General features: G+C 68.2%; 13 protein-coding genes and 1 pseudogene. 3 read left to right on the top strand and 11 right to left on the bottom strand.

Annotation, left to right across the window (positions count from 1 at the left end; genetic code table 11):
• Positions 1–232: 232 nt before the first annotated feature.
• Positions 233–1471, top strand: coding sequence for a PucR family transcriptional regulator (locus T333_RS18560; RefSeq protein WP_355001018.1), 1239 nt, complete (start codon positions 233–235; stop codon positions 1469–1471).
• 124 nt (positions 1472–1595) lie between these two features.
• Here the strand turns inward: T333_RS18560 and T333_RS18555 are convergent, their stop codons facing one another.
• On the bottom strand, positions 1596–2894 hold the full coding sequence (locus tag T333_RS18555; RefSeq protein WP_496425236.1) for a diguanylate cyclase domain-containing protein: 1299 nt from the start codon (positions 2892–2894) through the stop codon (positions 1596–1598).
• Positions 2895–3307: 413 nt separating this feature from the next.
• Between T333_RS18555 and T333_RS18550 the strand changes: the two genes are divergently transcribed.
• Positions 3308–5761, top strand: a complete 2454-nt coding sequence (locus tag T333_RS18550) for an MFS transporter (protein WP_496425327.1) — start codon at positions 3308–3310, stop codon at positions 5759–5761.
• Positions 5762–5771: 10 nt separating this feature from the next.
• On the opposite strand, the gene T333_RS18545 is transcribed toward T333_RS18550, so the two are convergent.
• The 10 genes and pseudogenes from T333_RS18545 to dpgA form a co-directional block, all read right to left on the bottom strand.
• A complete protein-coding gene (locus T333_RS18545; protein ID WP_496425235.1) occupies positions 5772–6683 on the bottom strand; it encodes an STAS domain-containing protein in 912 nt (303 codons plus the stop codon).
• Between the two features lie 105 nt (positions 6684–6788).
• Positions 6789–6935: pseudogene (locus tag T333_RS18540) on the bottom strand (metallophosphoesterase); the annotation flags it as partial.
• 53 nt (positions 6936–6988) lie between these two features.
• Entirely contained in the window at positions 6989–8137 is a 1149-nt protein-coding gene (locus T333_RS18535; protein WP_355001014.1) for an MFS transporter, read from the bottom strand.
• The gene (locus T333_RS18530; RefSeq protein ID WP_496425234.1) at positions 8138–8692 is read right to left on the bottom strand and encodes a cytochrome b; all 555 of its coding nucleotides are present in this window, start codon (positions 8690–8692) and stop codon (positions 8138–8140) included. It abuts the gene before it with no gap.
• Positions 8693–8697: 5 nt separating this feature from the next.
• Positions 8698–9768: a catalase family peroxidase gene (locus T333_RS18525; RefSeq protein ID WP_496425233.1), complete on the bottom strand. Its 1071-nt coding sequence runs from the start codon at positions 9766–9768 to the stop codon at positions 8698–8700.
• Between the two features lie 52 nt (positions 9769–9820).
• Positions 9821–11623, bottom strand: a complete 1803-nt coding sequence (locus T333_RS18520; protein WP_496425232.1) for a thiamine pyrophosphate-binding protein — start codon at positions 11621–11623, stop codon at positions 9821–9823.
• Between the two features lie 45 nt (positions 11624–11668).
• A complete protein-coding gene (dpgD, locus tag T333_RS18515; protein WP_496425231.1) occupies positions 11669–12475 on the bottom strand; it encodes an enoyl-CoA-hydratase DpgD in 807 nt (268 codons plus the stop codon).
• The gene (gene dpgC / locus T333_RS18510; RefSeq protein ID WP_496425230.1) at positions 12472–13800 is read right to left on the bottom strand and encodes a (3,5-dihydroxyphenyl)acetyl-CoA 1,2-dioxygenase DpgC; all 1329 of its coding nucleotides are present in this window, start codon (positions 13798–13800) and stop codon (positions 12472–12474) included. The genes dpgD and dpgC overlap by 4 nt, the downstream gene beginning before the upstream one ends.
• On the bottom strand, positions 13797–14498 hold the full coding sequence (dpgB, locus tag T333_RS18505; RefSeq protein ID WP_357252393.1) for an enoyl-CoA-hydratase DpgB: 702 nt from the start codon (positions 14496–14498) through the stop codon (positions 13797–13799). The genes dpgC and dpgB overlap by 4 nt, the downstream gene beginning before the upstream one ends.
• Positions 14499–14534: 36 nt before the next feature.
• Positions 14535–15680, bottom strand: a complete 1146-nt coding sequence (dpgA, locus tag T333_RS18500) for a 3,5-dihydroxyphenylacetyl-CoA synthase DpgA (RefSeq protein WP_496425229.1) — start codon at positions 15678–15680, stop codon at positions 14535–14537.
• A 512-nt stretch (positions 15681–16192) separates the two neighbouring features.
• Between dpgA and T333_RS18495 the strand changes: the two genes are divergently transcribed.
• On the top strand, positions 16193–16666 hold the full coding sequence (locus T333_RS18495) for a MarR family winged helix-turn-helix transcriptional regulator (RefSeq protein ID WP_355001006.1): 474 nt from the start codon (positions 16193–16195) through the stop codon (positions 16664–16666).
• Positions 16667–16682 lie beyond the last annotated feature (16 nt).

Genomic DNA, 16682 nt, shown 5'->3' with positions numbered 1-16682 from the left:
TCCGCTCGGATCCGCCCCCGGTGAATCGATGTGGCGCAGAACACAATTGAACCCACGGTGTGACGCGCGCCATCTCGCGGAGGCGATAATGAAAATTAAAGACCGGATGGTCCAAGTCGTCACTGCACGGCCGGAAAAAGAAAATCGAGAGGCCCTTGTCGTCAGCGACAAAGTTCTTGGCGGTCGCGACCGATACGTTGTCGCGAACCCTGTCGTCGGCAACAATCGGCCCATGGCTGTCGCTTCACCCCCGGTGACCGGGGACCTCCCCCTGGTGGCCCGATTGCTGACCAGGTGGCCCCAGATCGCCGAGCGGATGCTCGCCGCGGGCCTCGGTGCCACACCTCCCGCCGCCGAGCTGCCCGCTGGTCATTTCACCGCCGAAGTACTACCCACCATCTACGCCTGCGGACGCGCCGTGCTCCAGGCCATCGGCGAGGAGCGCGCGTTCAGCAGGGCCGAGGTCGCGGCGTTCGTGGTGCCGGTCGCCGAACGGCACGCCGAGGACCGCTTCCCGCTGGCGATCCTGATCGAGGCCATCCACGGCTCCGCGCAGTCGGTGCTCGCCGAGGCCGCCGCGCTCGCCAGCCTCGACGAGAAGGACGAACTTGTCGTCGTCGGCTCGCGGCTGCTCGACCTGCTGATGCACATCAACATCACCGTCGTGGAGACCTACACCGAGGTCGAGCAGTCCATCTACAACGCCGAGCGCGAGGCGCGCCGCGAACTCTGCGCCGCCCTGCTGCGCGGCCAACCCGCCGACGAACTCGCCGCCCGCGCGGACACCCCGCTGACCGACCGCTACACCGTTCTCGCCATCCACCTGCGCCCGGACGAGCAGCACAACTCGGTCGCCGACCTGCTCGCCCGCCGCCGCATTCGCATTCTGCACCGCACGCTGGACTCGCTCAGCAACGGCACCGCACTGGTCACCTTCGACGGCGGGACCGGAATCGCCTTGCTGCCCAACCACTCCGAGTCCGCCGCTGCCGATGCCGCGCGCCATCGCGGACTCGCCACCGAGCTCGCCGAGCAGTTCGGCACCCCGGTGTATCTCGCCGAGTCCCGCGGCGTCCTCCGCGCGGATCTGCCCGGCTCCGCGGAGCAGGCGGCCGAGGTGGCGACCCTGGCCCGGCTGCTCAACCGCCCGACCGGCCGTTACCACCTGGACGACCTGCTGCTCGAGTACCAGCTCACCAGGCCGGGCGCGGCGCGCGACCGGCTCGCCCAGCGCATCGCCCCGCTGCTGAACAACCCGCACCTGCTCGAGGCGCTGGAGGCCCACCTGGAGTACGGCTCGGACCGCAAGGCCGCCGCCGCGCGCCTGCACGTGCACCCGAACACGTTCAGTTATCGGCTGCGCCGCATCGCCGAGCTCACCGGCATCGATCCCGCCGACCCCACCAACTCGCGGATGCTCGCCGCGGCGCTCACCATCCACCGGCTCTACCCGGCGAACGACACCGCCTGACCGGTCACCCGCTCGCCACGGGCGTACCCTCCGCCTTCGCTCCGGCCGCGCGCGGGCTGTAGACGGACTGCGTCCGCCTGCGTGGAATCGGCGAACCTCCGCCTTCGCTCCGGTCGTGCGGGGGCTATCGGTGGACTGCGTCCAGCTGCGTGGAATTGCCCTTCTGGTGGTACATCGCGGTGTCGGCGTCGTGCAGGATCTCGGTGGCGGTGCGCGGATCGCCGGGCACGATCATCGTGACACCGATCGAGGCCCGGACCGTGAGCCGATGTCCATGGGCGACAATCGGTTCGGCCACCGAGGCGGCGAGCCGCTGAATGACCGCCTCCGGGCCGACGTCGTGTTCGCCGAGCAGGACGAGGAACTCGTCGCCGCCGAGCCTGCCGACCAGATCGCCGCGGCGCACCGCGCGGAGCAGTCGCTGGGCGACGATTTGCAGGACGACATCGCCGACCACGTGCCCGTGCGAGTCGTTGATGGCCTTGAACCCGTCGAGGTCGACGAACAGCACGGCCGACAGCGGGCCGCCCGCCGGATGGGCGAGGGCCGTGTCGAGATCGTGCAGGATGGTCGGCCGGTTCAGCAGCCCGGTCAGCCCGTCGTGCGTTGCCTGGTACTGCAACTCGCGTTGGCTGGCCCTGGTGGCGGTGATGTCGGTGAACGAGCTGACCACTGGTGATTTCCGGTCGGTCGGATTGAGCAGACGGCAGTTGCCGGCCAGCCAGCGGCGGTGATGGTCGGTGCCGTCCACGCCGAAGACGAAGCGGCTGATCGGCTCGCCGGTCGCCATGGTGCGCGCGACCGGATGACGAGTGGCGGGCAGCGGAACACCGTCGGTGTCGACCATGCGCAACGGCAGCGCGTCGAACCGGGCGCCGACGAGTTGCACACCGCGACAACCGAATATGCGCAGCGCGGCGGGGTTGATCGACTCGATCATGCCCTGCCTGCTTATCACGACGACGCCCTCCTCCAGTTGCGAGACGATCGCGGTGAAGTGCTGTTCGGCCCGGCGCTGGGCCTGCTCGGCCGCGTGCTGGGCGCTCAGATCGTGCAGCACCACCTGGTAGGCGCGTTTGCCCTGCCAGATGGTGAGCACCGAGACGGTCTGCACCGGGATGCGGGCCCCGTCGGCGCGCAGCAAGGTGAGGACCGCCCGCTTGGACGCGTCGCCGGTACTGCGCGAACCCTCGATCCTGGCCAGTGTCGAGGCGACCGAATCGGGTGCGACGAAGTCGCTGACCTGGCGTCCGACGATCTCGTGCGCGGACTTGGCCGCCAGCAGGCGAACCCCGGCCGGATTGAGATAGACGACGACGCCGCCTTCGTGTACGCATATGGCATCGGGGGAGTGTTCGACCAGCGAACGGTACCGCTCGGCCGCCTGCTCCGGATCGCCCACCATGGTGTTGTTCTCGTCCATGCGAATCCCCGTTCGACGAACGACGCGCGGTCGGTGTCCACATTGCTTGGAACCCGCCGAAACCGGCGATCGCCCACCCTGCCGGTCCGAACGGGGTTTGGTGCTGCCATCCACTAGCCGAGAGCGAGATTATGAGACTCGTTGGTATCGAAGGTCAAGGATACCGCCTGCGGCGAATGAACAGCAATCGCCGCGCCCGCGTCACGACGCGGACCGCTCGGCCTCGATAGCGAGCCCGCGCGGCCCACCGGTAAGCTCGCCGGGTCGCAGCATCCCCTTGATCTATCAGTACGACAGAGCAGATCGCTTGTGGCGCAGGGCTTGGTCGCGCGCGGGACGCGTGCGGTCGCCGGATGCGCTTTGTTTCGAACGCAAGATCGCAACCGTTGGACGATCAGAACCAGGGCATCTACATGACCAATACGACCACCCAGGCTCCGGCGCCGAAGCCGGACCTGGCGGCCGCGGCAGGCGCGCGACTGTCGCATCGGCAGATTCTCACCATCATCTCCGGCCTGCTGCTCGGCATCTTCCTCGCCGCGCTGGACCAGAACATCGTGAGCGTCGCGATCGTGCCGATCGCCAACAGCCTGAACGGATTCGACGAACAGGCCTGGGCGACAACGGCTTATCTGATCACCGCGACTATCACCACGCCGCTCTACGGCAAACTCGCCGACATCTACGGCCGTAAACCGTGGTATCTCATCGCGATCGGACTGTTCGTGATCGGCTCGGTGGCGTGCACGTTCGCCACCTCGATGTACGAGCTCGCCGCGTTCCGCGCCTTCCAGGGACTCGGCGCGGGCGGCCTGATGTCGCTGGCCTTCACCATCGTCGGCGATATCGTCCCCGCCCGCGAAAGGGTCCGGTATCAGGGCTATTTCATGGTGGTGTTCGGTGCCTCCACCGTGCTCGGGCCGGTGCTCGGCGGGCTGTTCTCCGGTTACGACGAGCTCGCGGGCCTGGAGGGCTGGCGTTGGGTGTTCCTGGTGAACGTGCCCATCGGCATACTCGCGTTCGTGGTGGTCGCCAAGGTGCTCGATGTGCCGCACCAGCGCCAGCCGCACCGCATCGACTGGTTCGGCGCGCTGACGCTCACCATATGCGTTGTGCCGCTGCTGATCGTCGCCGAGCAGGGCAGGGAATGGGGCTGGAGCTCGGACCGCGCGCTCGTCTGCTACGGCGTCGGCGCGGCGGGGCTGGCGCTGTTCGTGCTCGTCGAGTTCCTGATGAAGGACGCGGCGCTGATCCCGCTGCGGTTGTTCCGTAACTCCACGTTCAGCGTGTCCATCGTCGGTGGCTTCGTCGTCGGCATCGCGATGTTCGGCGCGATCGTGCTCGTGCCGCTGTATTACCAAGTGGCGCGCGGATATTCGCCGACGAAGGCCGGTCTGCTGATGCTGCCGCTCGTGGTCGGCATCATGATCGGCGCGCAGATCGCCGGAATCATCACCAAGCTCACCGGCAAGTACAAGATCCTGCCGGTCGCCGGGTGCTTCCTGATCGCGCTCGGCGCGGCGTTGCACGGCAGGGTGCTCTACGACAGCCCGCTGTGGGAGCCGCTGCTGTACGGCGGCGTGATCGGCTGCGGCCTCGGCGCGTGCATGCAGACGCTGATCATCGCCGCGCAGAACGCGGGACCGCGCACCGACATGGGCGTCTCGACCGCGGCCGCCACCTTCTTCCGTCAGATGGGCGGCACGCTCGGCGTCGCGATCTTCCTGACCATCCTGTTCAACTTGCTGCCCGGCCGGATCGTCGACGCCTTCGGCGGGCAACTGCCGGAGGGCTTCGACACCGCCCGGCTCGGCGAGTTGCAGAGCGACACCGGCGAACTCGCCGCCATGCCCGAGGATCTGCGCGCGCCGATCCTGATCGGCTTCACCGACGCGATGGCGGGCGTGTTCTACGTCGCCGCGGCGGTCGCGGTGCTGGCGGGCGTTGTGCTGATGTTCATGAAAGAGATTCCACTGCAAGACGATCCGATCGTGCCCGAGCCGGGTCCGGACGGTTCGTCGAGCTGGGAGGAGTCGCAGGTCTGGGCGGGCGCGGCTGAGGTCTTCTCCGAACCGGAACCGGTGCTCGCCGCCGCGGCGGAATCCCGCTCGCTGTTCGGCCGCATCCAGCACGAGGACGGGCATCCGGTGCCCGAGGCCGCGCTGACGCTGATCGACAAGGGCGGACGTCAGGTCGCCAGGGCCGTGGGCGACGCCAATGGCGGCTATTCCATCGACGTGCCCGACGCGAGCACCTACGTGCTGATCGCGGCAGCGGCCGGGCACCAACCGACGGCGGTCAGCGTCGTGGCGGGCTCCTGGCCGCAGGAACTCGACGTGAAGCTGATGGGGTCGGGCACCGTCTCCGGAACGGTCAGATCGGCGGTCAGCGGCAAACCGCTCGGCGGCGCCACCGTGACGCTGACCGATCGGCACGGCGAGGTCGTCGGGGCGACGGTCACCGCGGACGACGGCGCCTTCGTCTGCCACGGGGTGGTCTCCGGCACCTACACGATGGTCGCGCTCGCCGAGCACATGCGCCCGCACGCGACCACGCTCACCGTGCCGGACAGCGGCCTGCTCCGCCACGACATCGACATGGAACCCAACGCCGTGCTCGCGGGATCGGCGCTGGCCGACGGCCGGGTGGTGCCCGATGTGCAGATCATGCTGCTGGACATGGCGGGCGATCTGACGGCCACCGCGCGCACCGACGCCGACGGCAGGTACGTCGTCCCCGACCTGGCGGAGGGGCAGTACACCGTTGTCGCGCGCGGATATCCGCCGGTGACCAGCCGGGTGACGGTGTCGGGCGGCGAGGCCGTGCACGACGTGCGGCTCGGTTACGGCCGCGACGGGGATGGCTGACCGCGACCGGTCAGTTCGCGGGCGCCGCCTGCTCGCCGCTGCGGCTCACCTCGTAGCCGAGCAGGCGTTCGGCTTCCTCGATACCGCCTTGCAGGTCGCCGACCGCGTTCATCTTCGACAGGTCCAGGCCGATGGTGACCAGGGTCAGCGCGATCTCCGAGGACAGGCCGGTGATGATCACGTTGGCGCCCATCAGGCCGGAGGCGTCGACGGTCTGCACCAGGTGGTTGGCGACGGTGGAGTCGATCGTCGGCACACCGGTGATGTCGATGACGACCACCTTGGCGCGGTTGTTCCTGATCGCGCGCAGCAGCTGTTCGGTGAGCTGGCGCGCGCGCTGACCGTCCAGCACGCCGATGATCGGCAGGATCAGCAGCTGCTCGCGGACCTGGAGCACCGGGGTGGACAGCTCGCGGATGGCTTCCTGCTGCTGGCGGATGATGCGCTCGCGTTCCTCGACGAACGAGATCGCCACGGTGCTCGCGATGCGGTTTGCCGCGGGCTCGTAGGCGTCCAGCACCCGGTTCAACAGGTCGAAATCGGACTGGTACTTCTCGAACAGCGAGCGGGCCAGCACATCTCGCAGCAGCAGCACGATACCGAGCACTTCGTCGGTCTCGACCCCGCGCGGGATGATGCGCTCGGACAGGTCGCGCGCGTAGTCCTGGAGCGCCTCGACCGAACCGGTCGCCAGCACCGCCACGTAGTTGTCGTAGACCGAGGTGACCTCGGAGAACATCTCCTCGGCGGTCATCGCGGTCAGCAGCTGAGCCTCGGTGATCAGCCGCGCCCACTCCTCGCGCAGCGCCGTCCTGTTCTGTCTGAGGTGCTCCACCAGCTCCGAGAGCAGTCCAGCCCCGCCACCGTTCGCGCCGAGATCGGTCGCGACAGGGTCGAACACATCGGACACGTGGTCCTCCATCGATCCTCGCGCCGCGTGCCTTTCGCGGCGCCTGCCGAATCGTATACCTCGCCCGTGCGGTGCGCGGGGTTTCCTCGGCGACGCGCCATCCCCGACGGCGGTGTGTCAGGCACGTGCGGCGGCCAGCTCTACGACGGTGATGTCGGAGGGCGCGCCGACCCGCACGGGCGGACCCCAGGCGCCCGCGCCGCGCGTCACGTACAGCTGGGTGTCGCCGTACCGCTCGAGCCGCGCGACGGTCGGATTACACAGCGTCGCAGCGTGATTCGCCGCCCGGGGCGGTAGCCGGGGAGTGCCCGGTACGCCTAGTGCCGCACGGTTTCGTGGCGTCCCGCGCCCGCGGCTGTGAACGCCTGCAGGGCCGTGGCGGCGGCGAGGGCGAGCAGGGCGGGACCCCAGCTTCGGGTGTGGTCGCGGAGGACGCCGAGGAGGACCGGTCCGAGGGCGGCGAGGGCGAAGCCGACGGTTTGGGCCATGGCCGCGAGGGCGGTGGCGTCGCCCGCGTCGGTGGCTCGTTCGCTCTGGAATGCCATCGCCGAAGCGAGGCAGGCCCCGGACCCGATGCCGAGCAGACCGATCGCCAATGGCGTCGCGCCGGGCGCGAGCGCCAGCAGCAGGAACCCCGTGGCTTCGACCGCGCTGGCCGCCACCGCGAGGCGCCGTTTGGCCGAGACCGTGCGGGCCAGCCACGGCATCGCGTTGATGGCCGCCAGACCGAGGATCTGGACGGCGAACAGCGCGAATCCGGCCGCGCGCGGCGATATCCCGTTGTCGTGCAGCACGCTCGGCAGCCACGCGAGCGTGGTGTAGAACCCCAGCGCCTGCAGCCCCATGAATATGCTGACCTGCCAGGCCAGCGCCGAGCTCCATGGCATCGGCACGCGGGCGGCGGGCCGCGGCATCGGCGCGGATCCCGTGATCGGCCACGCCCGTAGAGCGGCAATCACCAGCAGCGTTCCCGCGGCGAGCGCGGAACGCCATCCGCCAGGCAAATTTTCGGCCAGGGGCACCGCGATCCCGGACGACACGGCGGCCGCCGCGGTCATCGCCGCGATGTAGCCCGCGGTGACCGTCATGATCCGCGCCGCGGGGACGGTGCCGCGGACGATCGCGGGCAGCAGCACGTTGGCGTACCCGATCGCCGCCGCGATGACCACGGTCCCGGCGAACAGACCCGACGAGCCGGGCATCGAGCGCAGCACGATCCCCAGCAGCAGCGCGGCCAAGGCGAGCCGCACGAGCTGTTCGGCCCCGCGATGCACGGTGTGTAGCACCACCGCGGGCACCGCCGCGAAAATCAGCAGCGGCAGCGCCGTGAGCAGTCCCGCCGTCGCGGCCGACAGCCCGGTGTCGTGGGCGATGGCCGGTACCAGCGGTCCGACGCAGGTCAACGGCGCCCGCAGGGTCGCACCGGCCAGCACGATCCCGGTGACCGGCCGGACCGCACCGCTCATCTACCGGCGGTACGGGAAGGTCATGCGACGAAGCAGTCCGTCGCGTAAGACCAACGCGTGGAACAGGACCGCGCAGATGTGCGCGGTCAACGCGAACAGAAGCAGGTAGGCCAGCGCACTGTGCGCGGTGCGCAACAACGCGTACAGCTCGGGATCGGCGGGGACGATCGCGGGAACACGCAGGTTGCCGAGCACACGGTTCGGGACGCCGGACGCCGACACCAGCGCCCACCCGACGATCGGCTGGAGCAGAAACAGCGCGTACAGGAGGATTTCGGAGCCGGTCGCGACGAGTCGTTCCGGGCGGGACATGGTGTCGATCTGGGGTGGCGGCCTGCGACGGACGCGGTAGGCGATGCGAATCACCGCCAGCGCCAGGATCGCCAAGCCGATGGTCTTGTGCCAGCTCAGCAACCGGCTGTAGTCGCCGAGATAGCCGACCATCGCCGCGCCGATGCCGAGCATCGCCAGGATCAGGACGGCCATGAGCCAGTGCAGTACCCGGGCGGTGCGGCCGAATCGGGTGGTATCGCGCTTGAGTTGGTCGAGCGTCATCGTCGTCAGACCTTTCGCACCACCACCGCGCCGGTGGGTTTGGCTTCGCCGGCGCGGCGACGGAAGGACTCGCTGTAGGCCGCGGAGCGTGCTTGCAGCAGCGGATCGTCGGAGGGCTCGATTCCGTTGGGCAGCACCAGCGGATCGAAGTTGACGTCCTGGACGTTGTCGGCCGATTCGGTGTCGATGCGGTCCAGCACGACCGTGCCGACGTGCACGGCACGGCGGTCGTTCGGCCACATCCTGGTCGCGTCGTCGGTGGGATCGCCTGGCTCCCCGACGATCACGACGAGCTGCCAGCGCAGCGGCCCTGCCTTCAGGTCGGCGACGAGGCCGTCGAAAAGGGCGCTGTCACCGCCGCCAGGTCCGGTCGCCGGAGGCGGACCGTCCGGTTCGAGCCGCCAGCGTACGGAGACGGTGCTGCCGCCGTCGGTGAACCGGAACGCGTTGAGTCCGAAGAAGGCCGAGGCGGCGAAAGTCGGCGCCGGCGCGCCTTGCTCGACGATGCCCAGCGCGGCAGCGGTTTTCGGGTGCCTCTCGAGGTACTGCTTCATCGTGGCCGGGTCGGGCTTGCCGGTGGCGGGGTCCGGGGCGAACGCCAGGGTTCGGTCGTAGAAGTCTTGCGCGGTGGCGTCCAGGAAAACCGGCACGTTGATCATCGCCATCCGCCACTCCTCGCCCCTGGGCAGGAACAGCCGCAGCCCGAGTCCGCGCGGAGCGGTCGGCGCGTCGGGCATATGCGGGTTGCCGCCCGCGAGGGAGAACCGTCCGGTCAGGCGATAGCGACCGGCACGGAACACCGAAGCCTTCGACAGCTCGACACCGCTGCCGTTGCTCTCGAAGTATCCGGCGACGGCCACCCCTTTGGCATGGTTGCGGCGGCAGCCGGGGAAGGAGCCGCCCGCGGTTTCCTGTAGTCGGTCCACCACGCTGCGCGCGGTCAGTCGCCACGGACCGATGCGGTTCTCGGCGAACAGGAACCCGCCGATGCCGGCCGCTCCGAGCGCGGCGACGGCCGCGCCGCCGAGCAGGGTGCGGCGGTTCAGCGGTATGGAACTCGGCTGCGCGTCGGTCATCGGTCGTCCTTCTTCGTGCGCTGGTGTGGCGGATTCGGGTGTTCGGCGCGGATCACGGCGGACCCATCGCCTGGAGCCGGTCGATCAGCACCGGATCGATGTCGGGCTTGTCGGCCAGCAGCATGTCGATGGGCGGCGCGGGCGAGGACGCGATGCGGATGTCGACGACGTACGGTTCGCCGTTGTCGAGCGACTCGAATCCGCGTTCCAGCGCGTCGCGGAGTGTGCCGGTCTTGGTCACCACCTCGCCCGGAATGTCGAAGGAGGCGGCGATCTCGGCGAAGTCCTGGGCCGGGCGACCCAACCGCAGGTACCAGGCGTCGTTGGTCGGCTGCCAACCGTAGATCTGCCCGATCGCGGACAGCCCCGTCATCAGGGTCTTGTATTCGTGGTTGTTCATCACCAGGTACAGCACCGGAAGCTGGAACTTGCTGATGGTCCACCACGAATTGGTGTGGAACAGCGCGGAACCGTCGCCGACGATCGTCACGACGTAGCGCCGGTCGCCGAGGGCGAGCGAGATGCCGATGGACGCGGGCAGCGAGAACCCGAGCGAGCCGCCGGAGGTGCAGAAGTACGCGTCGGGGATGTCGTAGGCGATCGCCTTCTGAATCGCGGCGGAGATCGCGAAGTCCTCGTTGATCACCGTGAGGGGTTTGCCGAGGGTCTTCTGCACTTCGGCCAGCACCATCGGCACAACGTGGTCGGGGATCGGCTCCTTGCTCAGTGCGGTGGCCGCGGCGGCGGTGAATTCCTCGTCGCGGCGGGAGTCCAGTTCGACGACCCGCCGATTACGTTGTGCGACAGCGGCTTCGTCGTACTGCGCGTGGCCGGTGACAGCATCGATGATCAGCGGCAGGGTGCGTTTGATGTCACCGAGCACGCCGACCTCGGCGTAGGCGTTCTTGCCGATCTCCCACGGGTCGTTGTGCAAGGTCACCTGTGTGAGCTCGGCCGGGATGATCGGGCCCTTCTCCCAGCGGAACACCAGGATCTGCGCCTGGGAGTTCACCCCGATTTGGAAGATGGTGTCGAAGTCGGCCAGCTGCATGTGCACACCGTCCTGGGTGGGCACTAGTTCCCCCTGCCAATGCGGCAGGTCGTTCGGGTAGTTCATCCGGCTGGCTTGGTTCTCCGAGTAGACCGCGGCGCCCAATATTCGCGACAGTCGCTCGATCTCCGGCCAGGCATCGGCCTCGCCGACGCCGTCACCGACCAGAACCACCGGGTTCTTCGCCCGCGCGAGCTGCTCGGCGGCGGCCGCGATGCCGTTCGGATCGCCCGCCACCTTGTGCGCGACGCGAGTCACCCGGCCACGCTGCTGCATGGCGGGCGCCTCGATCAGGAAGTTCCACGGCAGCGAAACGAATACTGGCCGGAACGGCGGGACCAGGAGTTCCTTGAACGCGCGATGCAGGACCAGCGGCAGCTCGTCGACGCTGCGGATCTCGTAGGCCCACTTGGTGTATTGCTCGGCCGTGTGGACGAGATCCGAGGCCAGGATCGGTTCCTGGACTAGCAGATCGCTGTGTTGCTGTCCGCAGAACACGATGAGCGGGATGTTGGATCGGTAGGCGTTGTACAGGTTGCCGATGATGTTGGCCGTGCCGGGGGTGATGTGCACGATCGCGGCGCCGGGGCGTCCCGACATGCGCGCGTAGCCCATGGCGGCGCCGAGGGCGATGTTCTCGTGCAGACACGGTACGTACTCGACACCGTTCTCGGGGATGGTCGTTCCGTCGAGCAGCGGGATTTCGTGGGTGCCCGGCACGCCGAACGCGTACTCGATGCCCACCTCGCGCAGGTAGTCGAAGATGATGTCGCGGCCGAGCCGGGGCGATGTCGGTGAACTCATAGGTCCTTTGTTTCTGGCAGATCGGTTCCGGGGCTGGTCGGTAGTTCAGTGACCGGTCCAGTTGGGCGGTCGTTTCTCGATGAACGCGCGCGGGCCCTCCTGTGCGTCGGCGGAGTTGGCGCGCAACGTTTCCCAGTGGTAGGTGGCGGTGAAGGCGTCCGGCAGCGGCGTCGTCAGCGACGCGGCGGCAGCCTCCTTGATGGCACGCACCGACAGCGGCGCGCAAGCGAGGATGTCGGCCACCCAGGTTTCGGTTCTCGCGTCCAGGTCGGAGACGGGAACGACCTCGTTGACCAGCCCGAGCTCGGCGGCGCGTGCGGCGCTCATTCGCCGCCCGGTCAGCAAGTGCCCCAGCGCGATCCGATAGGGCGCTTGGCGCGGCAGCCGGAACACCCCGCCCGCGCCGGGGATCAGGCCGAGTCTGGCCTCGGTGAGCCCGAATTCGGCAGTGTCGGCGGCGATCACGATGTCGCAGGCGAGTGCCAGTTCGAAGCCGCCGCCGAGCGCGTATCCGGCGACCTTGGCCACGAGCGGCTTGGGGAATCCGAACCGCTCGGTGATGCGGGGATACCCGGGTTTGCCCGCGCTGCCGAACGTCGAGTGCCCTTCGCCACGGGTATTGCGCTCGGCCAGTTCCTTCAGGTCCTGCCCGACCGAGAACGCGCGCCCGCCGCGGCCGCCGAGGACGGCCACCCAGATGTCGTCGTCGCGTTCGATGTCATCCCATACCCGCGCCAGCTCCGCGTGCATTCGCAGGTTCATCGCGTTGAGGACTTCGGGCCGGTCGAGTTCCACGGTGGCGACACGGCCCTGCTTGCGATAGACCACGGTGGACAGGTCCCCGAGCGTCACCGCCGCGCTCCGACCTCGGGTTTCGCCGCGGCACCGAACCGGGACGCTTTCGCCAGCACATCCTGGCCGTAGAGCCGCAGCGCTTGGTGCAGCGCGAACTCGGACATGTAGCGGCGGAACGCGTCCTGCGATTCCTCGGCGGTTACGATCATGTGCTTGTTCGCGATCACCGCATCGGCATCGAGTTGTTCTGCGGCCCCGGCGATTTCGGTGTCGAGTTCGCCGGGTTCGACGACGCTGTCGAAGATGTAGCGCGCGTCGGGTTCGGTGGCGCGAATCTTCCTGCCCCACAGGATCACCTCGCGCGAAACCCGCGATGTCGCCGCGCGCCCGAGCCGCAGGTTGCCCGCGCCCGGCACGATCCCTTCCTGCGCGGCGGGGAGGCTGAAGTAGCTGTCGGCGGCGGCGATCACGCGGTCGAAGACGAGCAGCAGTTGTGCGCCGCCGCCGATCGCGAACGTGTCCACCGCGGCGACCCACGGTTTCGTGCGCGGTGCGGGCGGCCAGTCGTCGCCGTCGTCGGAGAGTCCGCGCAGAATCTTCGCGATATAGCCGGTTTCGCGCCCGAGGAGGAACTCGAGGTAGGAGATCTTGCCTCCGTGCAGCTCCGCGAGATTGATGCCCGCGCTGAACACGCGCTTGCCGCGATAGCGGGGATGGGTCATCTCGCCGCCGCGCACGACGCCGACCTTGGATCTCGGGTCGAGCAGCACCAGGTCGACCGCGGTTTCCATGTCGGCGACGTGCTGGTTGTCCTCGGCGTTGAGGCAGTGGACGTTGGTCATCGTGAGTGTCGCGGTGTGCCCGGAGCGGGTCAACGTCACCGTGGGCAGCGTCACCCGGCCGGTCGCCTCGTATTCAGGCAGGAGTACAGCGGCGGCGAGCGTCGGTCGGCGCATGGCGTCGAGCAGGTGCTCGCCCGCAACCGGATCGGCGAAGACCGCGTGGAAGAAGATTCCTTGATCGATCTCCCACCCTTCCTTGTGTGCCTGGACGACCGCGGCGTCGGCGGCTAGCCGCGCGGGCTCGGGCAGCAGGCCGGGGAACCGGGCGGTCGCCGCGGCCGCGAGATCGGTCAGCCGCGGCGAGTCGCGCAGATCGTCGGTCGCCCGCCGGTACACCGCGGACACGTGCCTGCGCAGGAATGCCCGGCGCAGCGTGCGCACCGCCCGATGGGCTCGTTCCGCCCGCGCGGCCCGGTCGGCGTCTCGCTCCGCGACCGGACCGAGCTCGTGCAGCGTCCGGTCGCATTCGGCGGCGGCGTCCCGCAACACGGCGCTGTCGTGGGCGAGTTCTCCGGTGAACGGTGAGCGCGGGGTGGTCACGACGCCGCCCGGAGACGCCGCAGCGACCGGTCGGCGGCCGCCAGGTGCGCGCCGAGCGCGTCCTCGAAACGCGTGGTGGTCGCGTCGAGCAGCAGCCGGCGGCGGATCGCGATTTCCGTACCGGCGGTCGACTCGAACAACCTGAGTCCCGCTTGCACTGTCGTGGTCTCGGATCGAGCGTCGTGGTCGATCACCGCGTCGACGAGACCCTGCGCGTGCGCCTCGGCGGCCGAGAGTGTGCGGCCCTGCACGGCGAGTGCCCGCGCCGGACCGGCGCCGTATTGGGCGACCAGGCGATGCAGCGCCATGGACGGCCAGACGCCCAGAGCGGTGGCGGCGAAACCGAAAACACTGCCGGACCGGAGGATGCGGTAGTCGGCGACGAGCAGCAGTTCCGCGGCGGGTCCGTAGGCGTCCCCGTCGACGACGGCGATGATCGGCGCGGGCGCCTGTTCGAGTCGGCGCAGCGCGGCTTCCCACTTGCCGACGACGCCGATATCCACCGGGCCGGGCCACGAGAACTGCTGCCCCGAGCGGGTTCCCGTGACATAGAGGACCACGGTGTGCGGCTTGTCCGGCGGCGCGTCCTCCGCGCGCACCGCGATCGCGGATACCGCTGCGAGTAGTTCCTCGGTCAGCGGCTGGTCGGCGGAGATCACCGCGGGCAGTACGTGAGTAGTGGATTCGTAACTGGTCATCGAAAACCCCCTGGAGTCGAATCGACTTGGACTGCTTCAGAACTGGAGAAGCGCGGACTCGATCTGCGAACCGGGGCCCATGGTCATGAGCACACCGTGGTCGCCGCGCCGAACCTTGCCCTCCTCGAGCAGCCGTTGATAGGAGAACAGGAACGAACCACTCGAGAGGTTGCCGAAATCACGCATCACGCTGGAGGTGTGCCGCAGGTCGTTGGAAGTCAGACCGAGGTTGATCTTCACCGCGTCGATGACCTTCTTGCCGCCGGAGTGCACCGTCCAGTGCGCGATGTCCCTGCGCCGCAATCCGGTACCGCGCAAGAGCTTGTCGATCACGATCTCCGCGTGCGCGCCGACCTCGTAGGGCACTTCTTTGTCCAGGTAGAAACTGAACTTCCCGGCGTCCTCGTCCCAGTCGTAGCGCATCGCGCCGACCGCGTGCCGAATCATGTAGCTGCTGGTCGTCAACAGCGCGGGGGCGGGAGCCGAGCCTGGGCCACCAGGCGCGCCGGTGTCGCCGCCCGATCGGACCGCCAACGCCGCGGCCCCGTCGCCGAAGAGGCTGTTGACAACCGCCGTACGCATCGTTCCGTCGAACACGTACGCCGCCGAGCACGCCTCCGCGCAGACCAGCAGCGCCAGCTCGTCCGGATGTGTTGCCGCCCAATTCGCCACGGCGGCAAGGCCGTTCAGGCCCGCGTTGCATCCCATTCCGACTACGTCGAGCCGGGTCGTATCCGGGTCCAGCCCCAGCTCGTCGATCAGCAGCGCGCTGAATCCGGGTGTCAGGAAACCGGTGGTGGTGACGGCGACCAGATAACGCACGTCGCGGATATCGCTGCCGATGCGACGAAGGCACGCGCGGACCGCGGCCGCACCGGTCCGTACGCCCTGGGTCCGGTGCTTGGCCAGCAGTTCACCCTGGGTCTCGACGCGGAACGCGCCATCTCGATCGCGAGGCGGCAAGGTCAGGTACCGCGTCTCTATTCCGCCGTTGAGGAAGACGCCGCGGATCTTGGCGTCGGTGATGTTCAACAGGTCGACGAGTTCGCGTTGGCTGTAGCGGTCGGGCGGATTGGCGGTGGCTACGCCGAGCAGTCGCGGAAGCGCGGACGGTGCCGACCGGGGTTCGGGCCGTAGCTCGTGGTCGAGTCTCTCGATGTCGATTGTTTTCGAGGCGGTCATGCTCTGGTTCCTTTGATTATTCGTCAACCCTGTTTCGCGGTCCGGCCGATTCTTCGGACGCGATTGATCGCGCGTTTTTACGCTCGACCTGCCGCTTGTGACGGCGCCGGTCGGAGTTGTCGGTGAGCACCCAGATAAAGCAGTTATCCAGCGGTATGAATTTCGATCACGAGTTGTCGAATACCCCCGTAGTCCGGCAATCGATACACGTACGTAGATCCCCAAGGCAGCGAATTCGTTGCGACCCCCGTCGATCCGACGCCGCTTCCCGCACCGATTTCGAACGCTACACCAGCGCGCTGTATGGCGACAACCCCAAAAGCAGGGGCGCACGCCGTGGAGTGACTCGGTTCTCCATCGAAATGCGCTGGAGTACAACGTATTTCGGTTGCTACCGCCTCGGTGGTAGATAGTACGTACACGTATGGGTGTGGCGGAAATCGGCCGCAAAGATATTGGACGAACGACTAGATCGGCCGTGTCAGCGGCTCGGATCGTGGTCTAATCGGCGGATGGAATCACTGACCTCGCGGCTGGTGCCCCACGTGTTCGCGGATACACCTGGACATCTGATCCGATTGCTCTATCAACGCCACAACGCACTCTGGCACGCCACCGTCGGGGATTCGATCACGCCAACTCAGTTCGCCATTCTCAACGTCGTCTATGCGCAGGGGCCGCTGACCCAGCACGAGGTCTCCGTACGAATCAGCACGGACACTTCGACGATGGCGCAATCCGCCGGTGTGCTCGAACGGAAGAATCTGATCAAACGGTCGGTCAACCCGGCCGACAAACGCGAACGCCGGATCGCCCTCACCCGCACCGGCCGCCGCGAGTACGCCCAGCTCCTGCCGAAAGCCGACGAAGTGCAACGACTCCTGTTCTCCGTCGTGGCTCCCGATGGCCACGACGGCGCCCTCACGGTCCTCCGCACACTCGCCGGTATCAGCGCCGACGGCGCGGGCGGTCTCGAGATCCAGTGACGGGGTAGTCCTCCGC

This window comes from Nocardia sp. CNS-044 (genome assembly GCF_059570515.1).
The sequence above is the reverse complement of the archived record's forward strand: the minus strand, read 5'-3'. Positions and strand labels throughout refer to the sequence as shown.